Annotated in this window: 20 protein-coding genes; 19 read left to right on the forward strand and 1 reads right to left on the reverse strand. The window is 54.0% G+C overall.

From position 1 onward, the window contains the following. Positions 1–2 precede the first annotated feature (2 nt). Genes NST08_RS04500 through NST08_RS04515 form a run of 4 tightly spaced genes read left to right on the forward strand, consistent with a single transcriptional unit; the run spans position 3 to position 1,435 of the window. Positions 3–488, forward strand: coding sequence for a hypothetical protein (locus NST08_RS04500; protein WP_062410483.1), 486 nt, complete (start codon positions 3–5; stop codon positions 486–488). 9 nt (positions 489–497) lie between these two features. Then, entirely contained in the window at positions 498–674 is a 177-nt protein-coding gene (locus tag NST08_RS04505; protein ID WP_160327402.1) for a hypothetical protein, read from the forward strand. 32 nt (positions 675–706) lie between these two features. Continuing rightward, positions 707–1,147 (forward strand): hypothetical protein, encoded by a 441-nt coding sequence (locus tag NST08_RS04510; protein WP_251536381.1) that lies wholly within the window; start codon positions 707–709, stop codon positions 1,145–1,147. 21 nt (positions 1,148–1,168) lie between these two features. Continuing rightward, positions 1,169–1,435, forward strand: coding sequence for a helix-turn-helix domain-containing protein (locus tag NST08_RS04515; RefSeq protein ID WP_251536382.1), 267 nt, complete (start codon positions 1,169–1,171; stop codon positions 1,433–1,435). On the opposite strand, the gene NST08_RS04520 is transcribed toward NST08_RS04515, so the two are convergent. Beyond that, positions 1,422–2,240 (reverse strand): hypothetical protein, encoded by an 819-nt coding sequence (locus NST08_RS04520; RefSeq protein ID WP_251536384.1) that lies wholly within the window; start codon positions 2,238–2,240, stop codon positions 1,422–1,424. The genes NST08_RS04515 and NST08_RS04520 overlap by 14 nt on opposite strands. A 64-nt stretch (positions 2,241–2,304) precedes the next feature. Between NST08_RS04520 and NST08_RS04525 the strand changes: the two genes are divergently transcribed. The 15 genes from NST08_RS04525 (at position 2,305) to NST08_RS04595 (ending at position 20,342) form a co-directional block, all read left to right on the forward strand. Beyond that, on the forward strand, positions 2,305–2,646 hold the full coding sequence (locus NST08_RS04525) for a TnpV protein (protein ID WP_251536386.1): 342 nt from the start codon (positions 2,305–2,307) through the stop codon (positions 2,644–2,646). Between the two features lie 3,587 nt (positions 2,647–6,233). Further along, positions 6,234–8,732 (forward strand): helicase-related protein, encoded by a 2,499-nt coding sequence (locus tag NST08_RS04530; protein ID WP_251536727.1) that lies wholly within the window; start codon positions 6,234–6,236, stop codon positions 8,730–8,732. 181 nt (positions 8,733–8,913) lie between these two features. Beyond that, positions 8,914–9,198, forward strand: a complete 285-nt coding sequence (locus NST08_RS04535) for a hypothetical protein (RefSeq protein WP_213529390.1) — start codon at positions 8,914–8,916, stop codon at positions 9,196–9,198. 49 nt (positions 9,199–9,247) lie between these two features. Continuing rightward, positions 9,248–10,198 (forward strand): DUF3991 and TOPRIM domain-containing protein, encoded by a 951-nt coding sequence (locus NST08_RS04540; RefSeq protein ID WP_213529389.1) that lies wholly within the window; start codon positions 9,248–9,250, stop codon positions 10,196–10,198. Positions 10,199–10,362: 164 nt separating this feature from the next. Continuing rightward, on the forward strand, positions 10,363–10,653 hold the full coding sequence (locus NST08_RS04545; RefSeq protein WP_041052551.1) for a type II toxin-antitoxin system Phd/YefM family antitoxin: 291 nt from the start codon (positions 10,363–10,365) through the stop codon (positions 10,651–10,653). After that, positions 10,631–10,948 (forward strand): type II toxin-antitoxin system RelE/ParE family toxin, encoded by a 318-nt coding sequence (locus NST08_RS04550; protein ID WP_080835118.1) that lies wholly within the window; start codon positions 10,631–10,633, stop codon positions 10,946–10,948. Before NST08_RS04545 ends, NST08_RS04550 begins: the two co-directional genes overlap by 23 nt. A 281-nt stretch (positions 10,949–11,229) precedes the next feature. After that, entirely contained in the window at positions 11,230–11,589 is a 360-nt protein-coding gene (locus NST08_RS04555; protein ID WP_251536388.1) for a plasmid mobilization protein, read from the forward strand. 14 nt (positions 11,590–11,603) lie between these two features. After that, complete coding sequence (locus NST08_RS04560) at positions 11,604–13,019, forward strand: relaxase/mobilization nuclease domain-containing protein (RefSeq protein ID WP_251536390.1); 1,416 nt, start codon at positions 11,604–11,606, stop codon at positions 13,017–13,019. Then, positions 12,937–13,833 carry a PcfB family protein gene (locus NST08_RS04565; RefSeq protein ID WP_251536393.1) on the forward strand — a complete coding sequence of 299 codons (897 nt, stop codon included), beginning with the start codon at positions 12,937–12,939 and terminating at the stop codon, positions 13,831–13,833. The genes NST08_RS04560 and NST08_RS04565 overlap by 83 nt, the downstream gene beginning before the upstream one ends. Then, a complete protein-coding gene (locus NST08_RS04570) occupies positions 13,830–14,735 on the forward strand; it encodes an ArdC-like ssDNA-binding domain-containing protein (RefSeq protein WP_251536395.1) in 906 nt (301 codons plus the stop codon). The genes NST08_RS04565 and NST08_RS04570 overlap by 4 nt, the downstream gene beginning before the upstream one ends. 39 nt (positions 14,736–14,774) lie before the next feature. Further along, on the forward strand, positions 14,775–14,966 hold the full coding sequence (locus NST08_RS04575; RefSeq protein ID WP_080835107.1) for a hypothetical protein: 192 nt from the start codon (positions 14,775–14,777) through the stop codon (positions 14,964–14,966). Beyond that, positions 14,953–16,722: a VirD4-like conjugal transfer protein, CD1115 family gene (locus NST08_RS04580; RefSeq protein ID WP_251536397.1), complete on the forward strand. Its 1,770-nt coding sequence runs from the start codon at positions 14,953–14,955 to the stop codon at positions 16,720–16,722. Before NST08_RS04575 ends, NST08_RS04580 begins: the two co-directional genes overlap by 14 nt. Further along, positions 16,722–17,027, forward strand: a complete 306-nt coding sequence (locus NST08_RS04585; protein WP_432806745.1) for a glutamyl-tRNA amidotransferase — start codon at positions 16,722–16,724, stop codon at positions 17,025–17,027. The genes NST08_RS04580 and NST08_RS04585 overlap by 1 nt, the downstream gene beginning before the upstream one ends. A gap of 66 nt (positions 17,028–17,093) precedes the next feature. Beyond that, positions 17,094–17,936, forward strand: a complete 843-nt coding sequence (locus NST08_RS04590; RefSeq protein ID WP_251536402.1) for a hypothetical protein — start codon at positions 17,094–17,096, stop codon at positions 17,934–17,936. 564 nt (positions 17,937–18,500) lie between these two features. Further along, positions 18,501–20,342: a reverse transcriptase/maturase family protein gene (locus NST08_RS04595; RefSeq protein ID WP_251536729.1), complete on the forward strand. Its 1,842-nt coding sequence runs from the start codon at positions 18,501–18,503 to the stop codon at positions 20,340–20,342. The last annotated feature ends 2 nt before the right edge of the window (positions 20,343–20,344 follow it).

Raw genomic sequence — 20,344 nt, forward strand, 5'->3', positions numbered from 1 at the left:
ACATGTTGGAAAAGCTGCAAAGTGCCGCGCCAGAGGATACGGCTTATTTTTATTCCGCTTCTGCCGCAGAGGAGATCGAACGTGGCTGCATCGGCCACCTGCGCGGCGATTTTGGGCGGTCGGGCGAGGAGTTCTGGGTAACCTGGTTTCCCCGGCGCTCTCCCTTTGAAACGACTGCTTTTAAAGAAGAATTGGGTAAGGTCTTTCAAGCTATCGGCGATCAGAAGGTGCTGAAAAGCCGCCAGCATATGTTACGATTTTGCAGCGAGCATCCGGAGGCGCGCATCGGCGGTGCTTGGAGCACGGATGTATACGGGTTTTGCATGCAAACGCAGGATCACCGCTACTATTTGCGCTGCTTTCCCTTTGCCGGGGATTACAACTTTTACTTGTACTGCTATGCCCGGCCGGAGCGCTTGGTGGAGCAGCAACAGCAAGCGCCTTCCACGCCTGCCGCACAGAAGAAAAAAACGGAAACGCAACGATAGGAGGACGCAATGAACGATCTCACTCGTTATCGGCTGCTGGACGGAGCCTCGCTTCCGCTTGCGGCCAAGCTGGTGTACTGCTATTTACTGGATTTGGCGGGCGGAAAAAACAGCCGCGTGTGGCTTTCCTCCCGTCGGCTTGTGGCAGATATCGAACTTTCCCCTTCTATGTGTGTCGCAACCTAGAGCGAACACCTACCAGCCGGGAGGAAAAGAATATGCTGGAAAAACTGCAAACGGCCGTGTCGGAAGATGCGGCCTATTTTTATTCCGCTTCAATAGAGAAGGATACGAAACGGGGTTGCATCGGGCATCTGCGCGGTTATTTTGGCAGCAGCGGCGAGACGTTCTGGGCAAACTGGTTCGAGCATTTGCCAGCGCTAAAAACGCCGGCTTTCCGGGCGGAACTGGATGCGGTTGTGCAGGCACTGACGGAGCAGGGATGGCTTCAAAGCCGCAGCCGAATGCATCAACTTTGCATGTCGCATCCGGAGGCCCGATTATCGGGGGCGTGGCATTCCGGTGTATACGGCTTTTGTTTTCAAACAGAGCGCCATCGGTACTACCTGCGTTGTTTCCCGCATGCGGGAGACTACAATTTCTATCTGTACTGCTACGTCCGGCCGGAGCGTTTGTCGGAACGGTCGACGGAGCGTTAGCGTCTGCCGAGGAGGAAGCTTATGAATGATCTCACGCGGTATAAACTGCTGGTCGGAGCGAAGGTCCCTCCTGCAGCAAAGCTGCTGTACAGCTACCTGATGAACCGCGCGGGCGGGCGGCACGGCTGCGTCTTGTTGTCCGGCAAAAAGCTGGCTTTGGAGGTGGGTCTCTCTCCTTCCACTGTCCGCCGAAATCTGCATCGCCTGCAACTTATTGGACTCATTCGGATTACGGCTCGTTATTCCGAAGAAGGCATTCGCCTGGCCAATCAAATCACGTTTCGGTAAGGGAGGTGCTCTCGTGACAGCCAAGTTGCAGCGCATCGTCGAACTGGCTGCCGGCACGGCTCGCACGGTGACGAATCAGCCTGACCGCTGGGCGGATTTTTTGCGGACGGCGGCCTGGAACTATAAATATCCGTTTCAGGATCAACTGTTGATCTACGCACAACGTCCGGACGCGACGGCCTGCGCGCCGATTGAAGTTTGGAACAAGCGGCTGGATCGCTGGGTGAAGCGCGGCGCAAAAGGGATTGCCCTGATCGAAGATCGGGGCAACCACCTGGGCCTGCGCCATGTGTTTGACGTATCGGATACCCAGAGCAGACGCCAGCCGCAGGTGTCGCTTTGGCGGTTGCAGATCAGCGATACGGCTCATGTGATCGAAACGCTGGAAAATGCGTTCGGCGCGCCGGACGAGAGCGAACGGCGTGCGGATCTGCCTGCCGCGTTGCTCACTGCTGCGCGGAATGCGGTGGATGACAACAGCGCCGATTATGTGGCGGAGTTGATGAAAGAGCGGGAGCACAGTTTGCTGGAGGACCTGGATATTTCGCATGTGGAGTTGTTGTTCAAGCAAGCTGCCGAAACGGCCGTCGCTTACATGGCGATGATCCGTTGCGGACTCGATCCCGCACCTTACATCAGCACCGAGGATTTGTCCGGCATCGGGTATTTCAACACGCTTCCTGTGCTGTCCCACTTGGGCGCAGCGATCAGCGATGTGTCCGAGATGATGCTGCGGGAAGTGGAATCGACCGTCCGGGCGCTGCGCCGGGATGCACAACGTGCAAATAAGGGGCAGTCGCTTCATACCCTTGCAAGACCCGATTCCTTGCCGCACAATGAAGCTACCCAGCAAGAAAGGAAGGATGAACATGGAACTGACGTACACGCCGCAAGGGGATTATCTGCTGCCCAACCTGACGCTGAGCGAAGCGGAGACGACCATCGGGAAGTACGGGATGATGCGCAAGACGTTTCTGAAAACCGAGCGGAAGGGCATGTACGCCCATCTGATGTTGTCGGGGCAGTTGAACCAACATCTGGCGGACATCGACCGGACGGCGCGGGAGCAGATCGACCGGACGATACAGGAACTGCTCGCGTCTCACCCGGCACCGGACAAGGCGAGCGATCCGCTGGGCTGGACGGGACATATGAACAACCTGAAGCAACAGGCGGAGGAACTGATTCTGGCGGAACTGATTTATCACTAAAATGGTACGACCGGGAAACGGAGGACCGAAGTCTTCCGTTTATTCATGACCACGCCATCATCAATGACATGCTCCGAGCCGCGCCGCTGCGGGAGAGCAAGTCGGACATCGCAGCATTTTTCCTCGCTCATGAGGATGAGCGCGAGCGTGTGTTATATGTGCGCGGTTTGTTTCCGGCAGGCATCACCGAACTGACGCTGGATGAAGGGGTGCAGGCCGGGTTTGAACCGTATCGCAACGTTTTGCATCTGTGGACAGGTACAGCGGAGCAACGAACGGCGCAAGGCTTTTACGATTGGGGCGTCATCGCCGGGCATATCGCCAGCATGATGCTGTTGAACGAATTTGACTTGTCAAAAAGGACAGAACCATCCATCGAGCAACAGACGCTGTGGATGGAACAAGCGGAGGACGCAAAAGCCTCCGCTTTTTTCATGCCGCAAGCGGTCATTGACGCCATTTTGCAAAACGGCAGCGGTTTTGAGAACGGCAAGTATCGCATTGCGCTGCATTTCATGCAGTCGCTGTCCGCACAGGAGAACGCCGATTTTCTGAAACGGGAATACGGGACCGGCGGACGTCTTCCCGCGCTGATCGGCACGGATATTCACATGAATTATGACAGCAAAGGCATCACGCTGACCCGCGGCTCCATCATGAACTCGGATACGCGAGTCGTGCTGCCGTGGATGAACGTGCAGAAACGTATCGGCGAACTGCTGGCAGCGGGTCGTTACTTGAACCGGCAGGAAGCCGAGCGGTTGCCCGCCTTTGCGGAGCAGCAGGAGGAAAAGCTGCGGCTGCAAGGGGCGGAATTGGCCAGGTCCGATGTGCCGCAGCCGGATGTATCGCCCTCGGTGGGGTCTCCCCACCCGGAAGCGCAAGCGGAACAGGAACACGCGCCGGTGAACCGGGAACGGGCGCACTACGGTTATGACGCGGGCAGCACGGTCTGGATTGGTGCGGACGAATATGAAATTGTGCAGCTGGAGCAACGAACAGTGGTACTGCAAGACCGTCAGTTCCCGCTCTTCATCAAAGAGTTGAATCGCCGGGATTTTGAGCGAATGCTGCGCGAAAACCCGCTGAACGATCATCTGATTACCGGAGAACAGGAGTCGGAACGGACTGACGAAGCGGCATGGGAAACAGCGGAAGATGCGGTTTTACCGGAAGAGCCGGTGACGGAGGGGCCAGAGCCCATATCGCAGCCAGACACTTCCCTTTCCCCTGATCGTGCGGCCGGCCGCGCCGCGCCAGCCCACCCGTCTGTCCCGGCTGTCAATTACCGGATTACGGATGATGAGTTGGGGCATGGCGGCGCAAAAACGAAGTTCAAATGGAACATGGAAGCGATTCGGCTGCTGAACAAGCTGGAGCAGGAGCAGCGGCAAGCGACAGCGGACGAGCAGGCGGTGCTGGCCCGCTATGTCGGATGGGGCGGTATTCCGCAGGCGTTTGACGAAGCGAACACGCAGTGGGCAACCGAATATGCGGAACTGAAAAATGTGCTGGAGCCGGATGAATATGCTTCCGCTCGCGCGTCAACGCTGAATGCCCATTATACGTCTGTGACCGTCATCAAAGCGATGTACGAATGTCTGGAATCGATGGGGTTTCGCAGCGGCAATATTTTAGAGCCCTCTTGCGGAATTGGCAATTTTTTTGGTTTGGTGCCGGAGTCGTTCCAAGGCTCGCGGCTGTTTGGCGTGGAACTGGACAGCATTACCGGCCGGATTGCCAGGCAGCTATACCCGCAGGCGTCGATCGCGGTCAGCGGTTATGAACAGACGAATTTGCCGGACAGCTTCTTTGATCTCGCCATCGGGAACGTGCCGTTCGGCGGTTATGGCGTGGCGGATAAACGTTACGACAAGCACAAGTTTCTCATCCATGATTACTTTTTCGCCAAGACACTGGACAAAGTGCGTCCGGGCGGCATCATCGCTTTTATTACATCCAAAGGAACAATGGACAAGCAAAACCCTTCGGTTCGCAAATATATTGCGGAACGCGCCGAACTGCTCGGAGCGGTGCGTCTGCCGAGCAATGCGTTTCTGGCCAATGCCGGAACCGAAGTAACCGCCGACATTATCTTTTTGCAGAAACGGGATCGCATGGTCGCCGTCAGCGAGCAAACCGAAGCATGGCTATCCCTTTCCGAGACAGCGGACGGTGTTCCGGTGAATCGTTATTTCGCGGAACATCCCGATATGGTGCTGGGCACCATGGTTTTTGACGACCGGATGTACGGCAACCGCCAGGAAACGTCCTGCAAGCCATTCCCGGACGCCAATCTGGATGAACTGCTGCGCGAAGCGTTGTCGGGCATCCATGCCGAGTGGGTGGAACTGGAACGGGAAGACCAGCCGGAGGAGGAAGAGCCCTCCCTCCCTGCCGATCCGTCTGTCCGCAATTTCAGCTTTGCGCTGGTGGACGGGGATATCTACTATCGGGAGAACAGCCGGATGCGCCGTGTGGACACGTCAGCTACGGCAGCAGGTCGCATCAAAGGAATGATTATGCTGCGGGACGCCGTGCGCGAGCTGATCGAGTACCAAACCGAAGACTATAGCGATGAGATGATAGAGCAGCAACAGCGAAAGCTGAATGCGCAGTATGACCGGTTTACGGCGCACTACGGCCTGATCAACAGCCGCGCCAACAGCCTTGCTTTTTCGGACGACAGTTCCTACTTTCTTCTTTGCTCGCTGGAAATCATCGACGAGGAAGGACGGCTGCTGCGCAAGGCGGATATGTTCACCAAACGCACCATCCGTCAGAGAATCCACGTTGAACAAGTAGATACTGCTTCGGAGGCGCTTGCGGTTTCCATCGGCGCAAAAGCTCGTGTCGATCTGCCGTATATGGCGCAGCTAACCGGCATGACGGAAGATCAGCTGATTAAGGAGCTACGCGGCGTCATCTTCCCCAATCCCGAAAATCTGAACGAGGAAGGAAAGCCGATCTATGAAACCGCGGATGCGTACCTGTCCGGCAATGTGCGGGAGAAGCTGCGTGTGGCCAGACAGTTTGCCGCATACGATGCCGAACGTTACGGCGAAAACGTCAAAGCGCTTGAAGCGGTGCAGCCGAAAGACCTGGACGCCTCCGAAATTGATGTCCGTTTGGGCGCAACTTGGCTGCCGTCGGAAGACATTCGGCAATTTCTGTTTGAGCTGGTGGACACGCCGCCGATGTACCAGACCTACATCAATGTCATGTATTCCGAATATACGGCTGCCTGGAACGTCAAAGGCAAAAGCGATGACCGCAGCAACAATATCAAGGCGAACGTCACGTACGGCACCAACCGCGTTAATGCGTATAAAATTCTTGAAGATACGCTGAATTTGCGGGACGTGCGCGTATTTGACACCGCGTATGAGGACGGCGTGGAAAAGCGTGTGCTGAACAAACAGGAAACGGCCATCGCCCAGCAAAAGCAGGAGATGATGAAAGAAGCGTTCCGCGACTGGATATGGAAAGACCCGCAGCGGCGCGAACGGCTGACCAGGCTGTACAATGACCGGTTCAATGCCATCCGTCCTCGCGAATACGACGGAAGTCATATCCGATTCACCGGGATGAACCCGGAAATCCGGCTCCGCCGGCACCAGGTCAATGCGGTTGCCCGGGCGCTGTACGGCGGCAACTCCCTTTTCGCGCATTGTGTCGGCGCAGGAAAAACGTTCGCGATGACCGCCGCAGCGATGGAGAGCAAGCATTTGGGACTGTGCAACAAGAGCATGCTGGTCGTTCCGAACCATCTGACCGAACAGTGGGCGGCGGAGTTTTTGCAACTGTATCCGTCGGCGAATATTCTGGTGGCGACCAAAAAGGACTTTGAAACGAAAAACCGCAAAACGTTTTGTGCGCGGATCGCTACCGGCGATTATGATGCGATCATCATCGGCCATTCGCAGTTTGAGAAAATTCCGATTTCAACAGAGCGGCAGCGACAGCAACTGTACGAGCAGATTTCGGAAATTACAAGCGGCATCCGGGAACTCAAGGAAGCCAGAGGCGAACGCTATGCGATCAAACAGCTTGAAAAAACGAAAAAGACGCTGCAGACCAAGCTGGAGAAGCTGAACGACACGAGCCGGAAGGATGATGTCGTGACCTTTGAGGAATTGGGCGTAGACCGTCTATTCGTGGACGAAGCCGACTCGTACAAAAACCTGTTTCTTTATACGAAAATGCGCAATGTGGCCGGACTGTCGCAAACCGAAGCGCAAAAGTCGTCGGACATGTTTGCCAAATGCCGCTATCTGGACGAACTGACCGGAGGCCGGGGCATCATCTTTGCGACGGGCACGCCGATCTCCAACTCCATCACCGAGATGTACACGATGCAGCGCTATTTGCAATACGAGCGGCTCAAGCGGCAGGGATTGCAGCATTTTGACGCTTGGGCTTCGACATTTGGCGAAACCGTCACCGCGATCGAGCTTGCGCCGGAAGGAACGGGCTATCGGCCGAAAACCCGGTTTGCCCGTTTTTACAATTTGCCGGAACTGATGAATATGTTCAAGGAAGTGGCCGATATCCAGACGGCTGACATGCTCCAGCTTCCCGTGCCGAAAGCCCACTTCCATAATGTGGCCGTGCCGCCGAGCGACTTTCAGCGCGATATGGTCGCGGATCTTGCCCGCCGCGCCGAGCGGGTGCGGGCGAAGGAAGTAGAGCCGCATGAGGACAATATGCTGACGATCACCAATGACGGACGCAAACTGGCGCTCGATCAGCGGCTGGCGAATCCCCTGCTTCCTGACGACGAAGGCAGCAAGGTCAGCGCCTGCGCGGATAACGTTTACCGGTATTGGGCGGAACATCAGGAGCAGCGTTTGACCCAGTTGGTGTTCTGCGATTTGTCCATTCCGAAACAGGATGGTGCCTTCAATGTGTACGACGAGTTGCGGCGCAAGCTGATGGAGAAAGGTGTTCCTGCCGAGGAAATCGCCTATATTCACGACGCCAATACCGAGGTCAAGAAAAAGGAACTGTTCGCCAAAGTACGCAGTGGCCAAGTTCGGATACTGCTCGGATCGACGTTCAAGATGGGCGCAGGCACGAACGTGCAAACGAAGCTGATTGCCCTTCACGACCTTGACTGCCCCTGGCGTCCGCGCGATTTGGAGCAGCGCAGCGGGCGCATTATCCGGCAAGGCAACCAGAACAGCGAGGTGCATATTTTTCGCTATGTGACGGAGAACACGTTCGACGCGTACCTTTATCAAACGCTGGAAAACAAGCAGCGCTTCATTTCGCAGATCATGACCAGCAAGTCTCCGGTCCGTTCCGCCGAGGATATCGATGAGACGGCGCTCTCCTATGCCGAAGTGAAGGCGCTGGCGACCGGCAACCCGTACATCAAGGAGAAAATGGACCTGGACATCCAGGTATCCAAACTGAAGCTGCTCAAAGCCAACCATTTAAGCCAGCGCTATGCGCTGGAGGACCGCCTGCTCAAAATGTTGCCGCAGCAAATCAAGTCTACGGAGGAACGGATCGCCGGCTATGAACAGGACGTTGCTTTGTATACACGATCTTTGGCATCCGAGGCGGATGGGGCAGATAAATTCCCCGGCATGACGGTCAAAGATTACACCTACTCGGAGAGGGCGGCAGCGGGCGCGGCTTTGCTGGACGCTTGCAAGGGCATGACGTCGCCCGATCCGCAAGCAGCGGGAAGCTATCTTGGCTTTTCCTTGTGGCTGTCCTTTGACAGCTTCCATAAGGAATACAAGGTTACGCTGCGCGGCGCGCTCGCTCATACGGTGACGCTCGGAGCGGATGCGGGCGGCAACATAAGCCGCATCAACAATGCCTTGTCCGACTTGCCTGTAAAGCTGGAGCATGCCCGTGAGCAGCTTGCCACCTTGCGGCAGCAAATGGAAACGGCGAAGGAACAAATCGCGGCTCCATTTGAGAAGGAGCAGGAACTGCAAACGAAAGCGGCGCGGCTTGCGGAATTGAATGCGCTGCTCAACATGGACAAACGGGAACACGAAGCCGTGGACAGCGTGCCTGATGATGAACCGGAAGCGCCGGAACGGCGGGTGGTGGGCCGTGAGCGATAACGGTCTGACACCGTCGTTCCTACCCCTGAAAGGGAACTTCTTGCTGACCATTACGGAAAAGAACATGGTATCGGTGCGAGCATTTCACAGATCGAAGATATGCCCGTCCGTTAAAGGTAAAATCACATGATGAATTGGACTCCAGCTTCGGGGTCCTTTTCTTATTTCCGGAGGAATGAACATGTTGTATGCCATCCCAAGCGGCGGATGCTTTTGTCCGATTTTGCCGCCTTTTGGTTACGGAACCGGCTTGATCGAGGAGGGAGAAACCGTGCCATCGTTGGAGTTGATATCCAAAGAGAAGAACGGATTTGGCGACACGTATTATTACATCCGCGACTCAAACGGGGTGACCAGTCAAGTTCATGAAGGCGATTTAGACTCATTCATGAAAAAGAAAGGCGTTACGAAGTTGAAGGAAGGCAGAGCTTATACGTACCCCAAAAAGAGGGGTAAGGCACGATGAACCATATACCCATCGGACGCTGCCTGGATTTCCAAAAGGAGCTGCGGCAATGAGCTATGTAAACAAGGAACAGATCGAACGTGCCAAAAGACTGGACCTGCTCACATATTTGCATATGCACGAGCCGGCAGAACTGGTCCGATGCTCCCGCAATGTCTACACCACCCGGACACACGACAGCTTGAAAATTTCCAACGGCAAATGGTACTGGTGGTCAAGGGGGATCGGCGGACGCTCGGCGCTGGACTATTTGATCAAAGTGCGGGGCATGTCTTTTCCCGATGCGGTGCTGCAAATTGAAGGCGTTCATCCGGGCAGCGCACCTGCATTTTCGCAATCTTTGCAACAACGCTCATCTCCAGCGCGGTTTGAGCTTCCCGAACCGAATCATACATCGCATCGCGTCATGGCCTATCTCAGCAAACGTGGTATCCATCGCACGTTGATCGACTACTGTCTCGAAACGGGGCGCTTGTATGAAAGCCGACGCTATCACAACGCGGTATTCGTCGGATTTGACCAGGAAGGGACGCCGCGCTATGCGGCGATACGCGGTACGACAAGCACCCGTTATATGGGGGAAGCCGTTGGCAGCGACAAGCGGTATTCGTTTTCCATTCCGGCCTCGACAAACAGTACGGAACTGCATCTGTTTGAGAGCGCTATTGATCTCTTATCCTACTGTACACTGGAACATCTCGCCGGCCGGGATTGGCGGCAGGCGCATAAGCTGTCGCTGGCCGGAATATACAGGCCCAGGACAAATGGGGAGGACTCTACTCCTCCGTCTGCCCTAACGCATTACTTGAAGTGCTTTCCCCAAGTAAATCGACTTGTTCTGCACCTGGATAATGATGAGCCGGGGCGATTGGCGGCAGCCACGATACAGAGGCTCCTCTCCCCCACCCTTCTCATATCCGATGAGCCGCCTAAGTTCGGAAAGGATGTAAACAACGAATTGATGGAATTCCGACGAAGACGCGGTGAACCATCCCGATAGCGGTAGACGCTGAACGGTTGGTGTCTTTTCTTTTGGGTTACGGAAAATTTTCGCAGCATGTGGATAAGATGTGAATAGATTGAGGATAAGCGCAACCGCATTGATTGTATAGCATGTAATAGGTATAATAAAATCAATATACAGCTATGCAAGGAGTGACCAAGATGATTATCAAGCCTTCCGCCAGTATCCGGCAAAACTATAATGAAATCGCCGATCTATGCAAATCGTCCGGGGAACCGGTTTATCTGACCAAGAACGGTGAAGGCGATCTCGTCGTGATGGACATTGAGACGTTTTCCCGTCGCGAGAAGATGTTAAAGCTGCGCGAAGAACTGCTCGCTGTGCAAGAGGATCGTTTGGCGGGCCGTGCTGGTGTGACGCCGGATGAACTGGACGCTTACCTGGAGGGCATTATTGACGAGGTTCAGCATGGAAAAGATGCCCCGATATAAGATCGTCGTTTCCGATCGCGCCCGCCAAATGCTGGCGGTTCATGTGCGATTCCTTGCGGAAAAAAATCCGGATGCCGCGCGAAAAACGAAAAACGAATTGCTGCATGCGATACGTTCCTTGGCGCAAATGCCGGAACGTTATCCTTTTCTCGAAGCGGAATTTATCCCGTCAAACAAGTATCACAAAATGTTCGTAGATAAATGGTATCTGGTGTTGTATCAGATTCAGGATGAAATCGTGTATGTCGATTTCATTGTAGACTGCCGCCAGGATTACCGCTGGTTGGTGCGATAACAAAAAAGTTCTGCGGAAGACGCCCGAGCGGATCGGCGTCTTTTTTGTGTTTTTGGGGTTCCCTCTTTTTCCCGGCAGGTGCTTTGAAGGCAACGCGAGACGAATGTCTCGTGTTGCAGCAAGCACTGAATTTGGCTAGCCAAATTCGCTTGTTAGGGGCGAAGCCCCTAAGACCCCCTCCGTTTCGACGCCATCTTTTTGATGACTGAATGGGATAAGATCGTGTTATTCGTGGCGACGAAAATCGCTTTAGGAAGCTTGTGTTTGAAAGGGGTGATCGGATGAGGAAGCGTTCCATTTCCGTTCTTGTACGCTTGAATGAAAAGGAGCGGCAGCACCTTGCCAGCCAAGTGAAAAAATCGGGACTTTCTCAGGAGGCGTTTATTCGCACGCTTATCAATGGTTATGTGCCCAAGGCGCTGCCGCCGCCGGATTATTACGCCATGATGCGCGAGCTTCACGCCATCGGCAACAATCTCAATCAACTGGCGGCGAAAGCGCATTCGACAGGTCATCTGGATCGGGCCACTTTTCAACAGGAGGCAGATCGGTTGCGCCTCGCCGTCCAACAGATTCAACAGGCCGTGACTGCGCCGGAACGAAGAACCAAGCAAGCGACCCCAAATGTTCATCCGCCGTAAAGGGGGCGTCACGTATGGCGACAACGGCGATATGGGATGTCACCGACCGATTGAAGCGCGTGATTGATTACGCCACCAATCCCGACAAAACAGCGCAAGATCGCGCCGTGAAGAATGAAGGCTTGCGGCAGGTGCTGGGATATGCAAAAGCAGATGCCAAAACGGAAGAACAGCTTTATGTGAGCGGAATCAATTGCGATCCGCTTACCGCTTACGAGCAAATGCAGCGCACCAAGCGTCAATTTCAAAAGATGGATGGCATCGTCGCGTTTCACGGATACCAAGCGTTTGCACCCGGCGAAACGACGCCGGAAATGGCGCACACCATCGGCGTCAAGCTGGCACAGGAGCTATGGGGAGATCGCTTTGAAGTCGTCGTATCGACCCATTTGGACAAAGAGCATTTGCACAATCACTTTGTGCTGAACTCCGTCTCCTTTATCGACGGTAAAAGGTACTACGACAACAAAGCTTCCTACGCCCTTCTGCGGAGAACATCCGACCGGTTATGCCGGGAACATGCATTGTCAGTAATTGAGCAGCCCGAGCCGGGCAAGGCCAAACACTACGGAGAATGGAAAGCGGATCAGGAAGGAAAGCCGACTTGGCGAGGATTGATTAGGACCGATGTAGATCAGGCGATTGCGGCATCGATGACATGGACCCAGTTTATCGCCGCGTTGCAGAAGCAAGGCTATGAAGTGAAAACGACCGTGAAGCATATGGCGGTTCGTCCACCGGGCAAGGAACGTTTCGTTCGTTTGCGCAGCTTGGGAGACGACTATACGGAAGATGCTCTGAAACAGCGGATTTTACGAAATCGCATTCCCCGTAAATCACAGCCTCTGCCCATGCCGCGACGCAGGCGCGCCGTTTGCAAAGGAACGCTTCGATCCGGCAGGAAGTTCAGCGGCTTACAAGCATTGTACCTGCGCTACTTATATGAGATGGGCATACTGCCTCATTTTCGTGCGTCCGTGAGAAGGACGCATTTTTTATTGCGTGAAGACTTGCGGCATTTGGCGGTTATTACCGCGCAGACCAAGCTGCTCTGTCAGCACCGTATTTCCAGCAAGGATCAGCTTTTGGACTATGTATCTGTCACCCGGCAAGAGATGCGCTTGCTTTACGGCGAGCGCAAAGCGCTGTACAACCGTCTTCGCCGCTGCAAGGAGGAAAGCCAGATCGTTGCTTACAAAGAGCAAATAGCCGTACTATCCAAGCGGCTTGCCACGCTCCGAAAGGAGGTGAAGCTGTGTGCGGGTATCCTTGCCCGATCCGGTGAAATGATGACTGTACTTCGTGGCACCAGGCAAAATCAATCATTACGAAGGGAGGATTCCATCCATGAGCAGTGGAGCCGAGGCGGCCGATCAGGTCGTCAATATGAGTCTGCGGGGCATCGAGGTGATGGCCAAGATTTCCGGTGAAGGCGCTAAGCATCTGGCCATCTATTTGTTTGCCGCCCTGCAAGGGCAGAAGCGGACGAAGGGCAGCATCCGTTTGGAAAGCCTGCTCCGCAGCGGCAAGGAATTGAAAGTATTTGCCGTCAAAAACGAAGACTTGCCTACCTTCTGCAAGGAGGCCAAACGTTACGGCGTTCTGTACTGTGCCCTGCGGGACAAAAAGAATGTCGATGGGTTATGCGACGTGATGGTGCGGGCCGAGGACGCATCCAAAATCAACCGCATTGTCGAGCGCTTCAAACTAGCGACCGTGGATACGGCCAGTATTAAAAGCGAAATTGAAAACTCCCGCGCCGGGAAACAGCAGGACCATCCAGCGTTCGGGGAGCGTCAACAACAAGCATCGGACCAAACCTGGCAGAAGACGGAGGTACAAGGAGCGGCGGTCAAGGGAACTTCTGTGGAGAAGAGCACCGACGATTTTTTGGACGAACTGATGCAGAAGCCCGAATCGACGCAGCCCACTTCCCCGGAAACTGGCAACCCAAACCCCATGACGGCGACGACGGAGCCGCCCCATCCGTCCGAGCCTATCTCCGGGCGCAGCGAAGCATCCGCAAGGGGTATGATTGAACCGGAAGCCGGGACAACGCCGCGGCGGCCATCGATCCGTGAACTGCTGCGCGAGATCCGGGAAGAAAATCGGAAGGCGGAGAAAGAACGACGTCAGATCATCAAGGAGCCGTCGCTGACCAAGCGAAATGAGCGACATATTGAAAAAGCGAAGACGGGCAAAACCAAACCAATCGGAACCCGAAAGCGAGGGAAAGCCAAATGAGCAATTTGGACGATTTATTCCTTCAGGAAGCATCCGGCCATACTTCCGCGAAATCGTCCGAGCAGCCTTTTGATAAGGAAGCGTGGGCGCATAAAAAGCAGGAACTCAGGCAATGGGCCTATGAGACGATTGATGCAGCTACGATTGCCATCTCGCACAGCGGCAATGAATTTCAGCGGTATCTGGATGTACAAAGCCGTTTCGACCGCTACAGCGTTTCCAATGCGCTTCTGATTCTCATGCAGCGGCCGGAGGCGACCCGCATCGGCGATTTCGATTCGTGGAAGGAACAAGGCGTCTTTATTCGCCGCAAGGAGACCGGCTTTTACATTTTGGAGCCGGGCGAGGAGTACCGGAGGGAAGACGGCAGCACCGGCATCAGCTATAACCTCAAAAAGATGTTCGACATCGCGCAAACGACGGCCAACCCAAAACGGGAACAACCGACTTATCCGGACGACCGGTTGCGTATCAAAGCGCTGATGGATCGCACTCCTGTTCCAATCGTCATCGGCGATGCGATGCCGCCGGAAATGCATGCACTATACCAGCCGGACACGAGAAATATTGTCATCCGCCGCGGCCTGGATGCCGGGGATATTTTCCGGTCGCTCGCGCAGGAGCTGGCGCATGCGGAACTGGATCGCGGCGATGGCCGATACAGCCGTTCCGATTTTACGTCCCATGCATATTGCGCCTCTTACATGCTGTGCAAACAGTTTGGCGTAGACACGTCTTCCTTTCGCTTCCATCGTATGCCGGAGAAGCTGAAGAACATCGAGCCGCAGCACATTCGCACCGAACTGACGGTGATGAAGGATACCGCGCATGACATGGCCCGCAGGATGAACCGGATGCTGGCGCAGCAGCGGCAACAACTACGGACGGAACCGGCAAGGTAAGCGCCGTCAAGTTCTATTTTGCTCAGGGAGGGAGCGCCTGTGAAGGAAGAAGAACGGATTTTATGTTTGGATCATTACGAGCATGGCATTGTGGTGCATGCGCTGAATGCGCTGCGAAACGATTTGATCGGCGAGAAGCGCCCCACCGATGCCGTCGATGATCTGTTGCTCAAAACAATTGAAGCCCCCTATCAAAAACATAAACGACGGAGCCATCATGAGGCGCGTTGAAACCGCAAGGAGTCATTTGATACTCTTTGCGATTTTTTTGATTCCCGTCGTTTGGGCGGCATTGCTCACCGCCCCTGCACTTTCCGGGGGGCTGCCGGCGATTGTGGAGCATCTCAGCGCGGTGATCAATCACCCGTTCGACATTCAGTGGGTAGACGATACGCCGCGCTGCCTATTCATTTTTACGCTGGCCTATGGACTCGGCGTCTGTATTTACTTGGCCTCCCCGCGAAACTATCGACGACGGGAGGAGCACGGCAGCGCCCGCTGGGGCCGGGCGAAAAGCATATGCGCCAAATATAGAAGCAAGCAGCCGGGACAAAACAAAATTTTAACCAGGCAGGTTTGCATCGGGCTCGACGGCCGCAAGCATCGCCGGAATGTGAATGTACTTGTCGTAGGCGGTTCCGGCTCCGGCAAAACGCGGTTTTACGCCAAACCGAACGTCATGCAAGCGAACACGTCGTTCGTCGTTCTTGACCCGAAAGGCGAAATCTTGCGCGATACCGGCCATCTGCTCAAAGCCAAAGGGTATGACATCAAGGTGCTCGACCTGATCAATCCGCACCGCTCCCACGGCTACAACCCTTTCGCCTATTTGAACGACGACAAGGATGTGCTGAAACTGGTCACCAACCTGATTCGCAATACGACGCCGAAAGGCAGCAACACGAACGACCCGTTCTGGGAACGGTCCGAAACGGCTCTGCTGGAGGCGCTCGTGTTGTATTTGCTCTATGAAGCGCCGCCGGAGGAACAGAATTTTCCAATGGTGATGGAGATGATCGCTGCCGCCGAGGTGCGGGAAGAAGACGAAACCTACCAAAGTCCGCTGGACGAGTTGTTTGAACGGCTGGCCATGCGCGACCCGGAGCATTTGGCGGTCAAACAGTACAACATCTTCAAGCTGGCAGCGGGGAAAACGGCCAAATCGATATTGATCGGCCTCGGCGTTCGGCTGGAGAAGTTCAACTTGCATTCGATCGCCGGGATGAGCTTGGTCGATGAAATGGATCTGGCTGTCATGGGAGAAAAGAAGACGGCGCTGTTTGCCGTCATTCCCGACAACGACAGCAGTTTCAACTTCATCGTCGGGATGCTCTACACCCAGCTTTTTCAATGCCTGATGTATGAGGCCGACTACCGGCATGGCGGACGCTTACCCGTGCACGTGCATTTCGTGATGGACGAATTTGCCAACGTCGCCTTGCCCGATGAATTCGACAAGCTGCTCTCCACCATGCGCAGCCGCGAGATTTCGGTTTCCATCATCCTGCAAAATTTAGCGCAGCTCAAAGCGCTGTATAAGGAGTCGTGGGAATCAATCGTGGGGAACTGCGACGTGTTTTTGTACCTGGGCGGCAATGAACAATCCACCCACAAATACGTCTCGGAACTGCTGGGCAAGGAAACGATCGACACGAACACATACGGCCAAAGCAAGGGACGCAGCGGCAGTTATTCGATCAACTATCAGTTGTCCGGCCGCGACTTGCTGACGCCCGATGAGGTGCGGTTCCTCGATAATCGTCATGCCTTGCTCTTTATTCGCGGCGAGCGTCCTGTTCAGGACGACAAGTACGATTTGCTCAGGCATCCCCATGTCGAGCTCACGACGGATGGCAGCGGTCTCCCCTACCAGCATGGCGGCACGGAACACGCTTTGGATTGGCGAAAGGTGTTGCTTCATGAAAACGGAGAGTACGAGCTTCTGTCAGAAGAAGACATGGAGTCGCTATTTTTACGAAGGGAATGATGAAATTGAAGTTCAAAAGGAAACGGCTGCTGTCACTGTACATCATGCTGATGTTAACGGGAACCGTATTCGTCCCCACCGCTTATGCCGAGGGCGATCCGATGACGACGGTCAATAATTTGTCCACCTTCATATTCGGCTTAATCCGGGCCATCGGCATGATCATACTCGGCTTCGGCATTGTCCAGATCGGATTGTCGCTCAAGTCTCACGACCCTTCCCAGCGGGCGAACGGGTTCCTGACGCTCGCCGGCGGGATTATCATTACCTTCACGAAGGAAATTCTTACCCTGATTGCCGGATAAACGGGAGTCGCAAATGAGGGGAACGGACGGTTTGTCTGTTCCCCGTTTACAGAAAGGGGTGAGAATATGGCCAAGAACAGTTGGATTATTGACAATCTCGAACATGCGCTCGATACATGGAACGAGAAAATGAACGAAATCTGGCAACTCGTTACCGAGTCGCCGGCCGACTTCAAAGGCGGCGGCGTTTGGCGCGTCATTACCGACATTCATGGCGCGTTGCAGGCGACGGGACTGGCGCTATTGGTCTTGTTTTTTGTGATTGGCGTGGTGAAGACGACCGGCAGTTTTGCCGAAATGAAAAAGCCGGAGATGGCTGTCAAGCTGTTTATCCGTTTTGTCTTGGCCAAAGCGGTCGTCACCTACGGGCTGGAGCTCATGATGGCGCTGTTTACCATTGTTCAGGGAATCATCTCCACGATGATGGGACGTTCCGGGTTCGGAAAGACGGAGGCCATGACTTTGCCGAACACCATTGTAAAAGCGATTGAAGACGTCGGCTTTTGGCAAAGCATTCCGCTGTGGGTCGTCTCCCTTCTGGGCAGTCTGTTCATCACGGTGTTGTCTTTTGTGATGATTCTCTCGGTGTACGGGCGTTTTTTTCGCATCTATTTATATACAGCGATCGCTCCCGTTCCGCTGTCCGCCTTTGCTGGGGAACCGAGCCAAAATATCGGCAAATCGTTTCTCAAAGGATATGCTGCCGCTTGTCTGGAGGGAGCGATTATCGTACTCGCCTGCATCATCTACTCCGCCTTTGCCTCCGCTCCCCCGGCGGTCGATGAAGGCGCGGGTGCAGTCACGATGGTGTGGACCTATATCGGAGAGTTGAGTGCGTCCGTAAGCATGGGCACAAAGCCTGTGCACGGGTTTATGTGGAATCCTGCCCTTGGCAAGGCAGCAGCGTAAAGATATAACGGGCGCATTACGCGCCGCGCTGTCATCGACCAGTTTATCCGGAGGGGAAACCTGACGGGGAGTGCAGCATACTGGTGAAGCCGCGAGTTGGAGAAATCATCTATCCACGACTGAGCGGCGAGATGAAATGTTGTGAACGAGGATGAAAGCTATACTGCTTCAAGGATAGCCCAAGGGGGCATAGCCGAGCCGACGGCGTAAGGATGATTGAGAAGCCGTGCGTCACGGCGGAAGGAACGATGAGCTTTCCAACCGCGATATATCCGTGACGACCAATCGCAATAAGCGAGTAACGGGCGAAAATCCCATCCGACATCACAACAAGCTGTGTTTCCGTAAACCTAAACGGAGATTGCCTAAACCGGAACGCTGTTTACAGCTATGCGTAATGCCAAAAGGTGATAAATCTCAAGGCGGGAGCCAAGAGAGATGACGCTGAAAATCCGGCATGGCAACGGAGCCACCGTAGTAGTCCGAGGGCGTTAATGGCGTCTACATGGCGAAGGGCGGCAGGAAATCATCCAATACAAGATAAGGAAAGGTGCGTGAGGCATGATGAGGAGTCCTAATCGAGTATTGGAAAGTCTACGGTCAAAAGCGTGCATCAGCGATTACCGCTATGAAAGGCTGTATCGCAACCTGTACAACCCGGAGTTCTATTTGCAAGCCTATCAGAACATCTATGCCACGGCTGGCAACATGACAAAGGGAACGGACGGGTCGACAATCGATGGAATGAGTCTCAAACGGATCGACAAGTTGATCGCGTCACTCAAAAATTACAGTTACCAACCGAACCCTGCAAGACGAACCTATATCCCAAAAAACAGCGACCCGACAAAGAAACGCCCGCTGGGGATTCCCTCTTTCGACGATAAATTGTTGCAAGAGGTTATCCGCATGATACTGGAGAGTATCTATGAGGGTACTTTTTCGCCACACTCCCACGGATTCAGACCAAAAAGAAGCTGCCATACAGCGTTATTGGAGGTCAAAACCCGCTTTACAGGCGTGAAATGGTTTGTTGAGGGAGATATACGCGGCTGTTTCGACAACATAGACCACCACGTTTTGGTCAGTCTGCTTCGCCGCAGAATCAAAGACGAGCATTTTCTGGGATTGATTTGGAAGTTCCTGAAAGCCGGCTATATGGAAAATTGGATTTATCACAATACCTTGTCCGGCACACCCCAAGGCTCCGGAGCGAGTCCCATTCTTGCGAACATCTACTTGAATGAATTGGACCAATTCATGGAGCAATACGCAGGACGATTTAATTCCGGGAAAAAGCGTGTGAGAAGCTGCGAATACAACCATTATCGGGGACACCTTGACTATCTGCGCGGCAGGAAATACAGCAAGAAGAAATGGGAAGCCCTGACGGATGAGCAAAAGAAGCAGGCACAAAGGGAACTCCGCGAAACGCGAGCCAAGATGATGAGCGTAGACAGCACAAACCAAATGGATGAATCTTACCGTAGAGTGGTATATATCCGCTACGCGGACGATTTTCTGATTGGCGTCATCGGAAGTAAGCGGGACGCAGAAACCATCAAGACCGAAGTGGGAGCATTCCTCAAGGACAGCCTGAAACTGGATCTATCGGCAGAAAAGACGCTGGTAACAAATGCAAAAGATAAAGCGCGCTTTCTCAGCTTTGACATCTATTCCAACCGTTCCAAGGACATCAAGACAGACAAAAACGGCATGACCCGCCGTGTGTATAACGAGCGGATCAAGCTGTATGTCCCAAAGGAAAAATGGGTGAACAAGCTGATTTCTTACGGCGCGTTAAAAATCCATTATGACGCGAGAAACGGCAATCGTGAGGTGTGGGAACCGTTCCATCGGACGCATCTATTCCACAATGACGACCTTGAAATCTTGCAACAGTATAACGCCGAAATACGGGGACTGTATAACTATTACAAGATTGCGGACAATGTGTCCGTGCTGAGTAACTTTGGTTATATCATGAAATACAGCATGTTCAAAACATTTGCCGCGAAATACAAGACCCGTGTTGGTGCAATCAAGGACAAATACAGAATGGGCAAGGACTATGGCGTGAAATACGAAACAAAATCCGGCTCAAAAGTGATGTTGCTATACAACGAGGGCTTCCGTCGCATTGACGAAGCTGATGCCGGAAATGTTGACGTTGAACCAAAGGTTTACGCCAACAGCAGTCCAAACAGCCTGATTGCAAGATTAAAGGCAAAAAAGTGCGAATGGTGCGGAGCGGAAAATGTGGACATGGATATTCACCATGTCCGCAAGCTAAAAGACCTAAAGGGCAGGAAAAAGTGGGAGAAAACCATGATTGCGCGAAGGCGTAAAACGATGGCTCTCTGCGAACACTGCCACGTACAGTTGCACGCTGGAAACTTAGACTGATT

Origin of the sequence: Paenibacillus sp. FSL K6-1566 (assembly GCF_038050475.1) — a bacterium.
Classification (GTDB): Bacteria; Bacillota; Bacilli; order Paenibacillales; family Paenibacillaceae; genus Paenibacillus_AQ; species Paenibacillus_AQ lactis.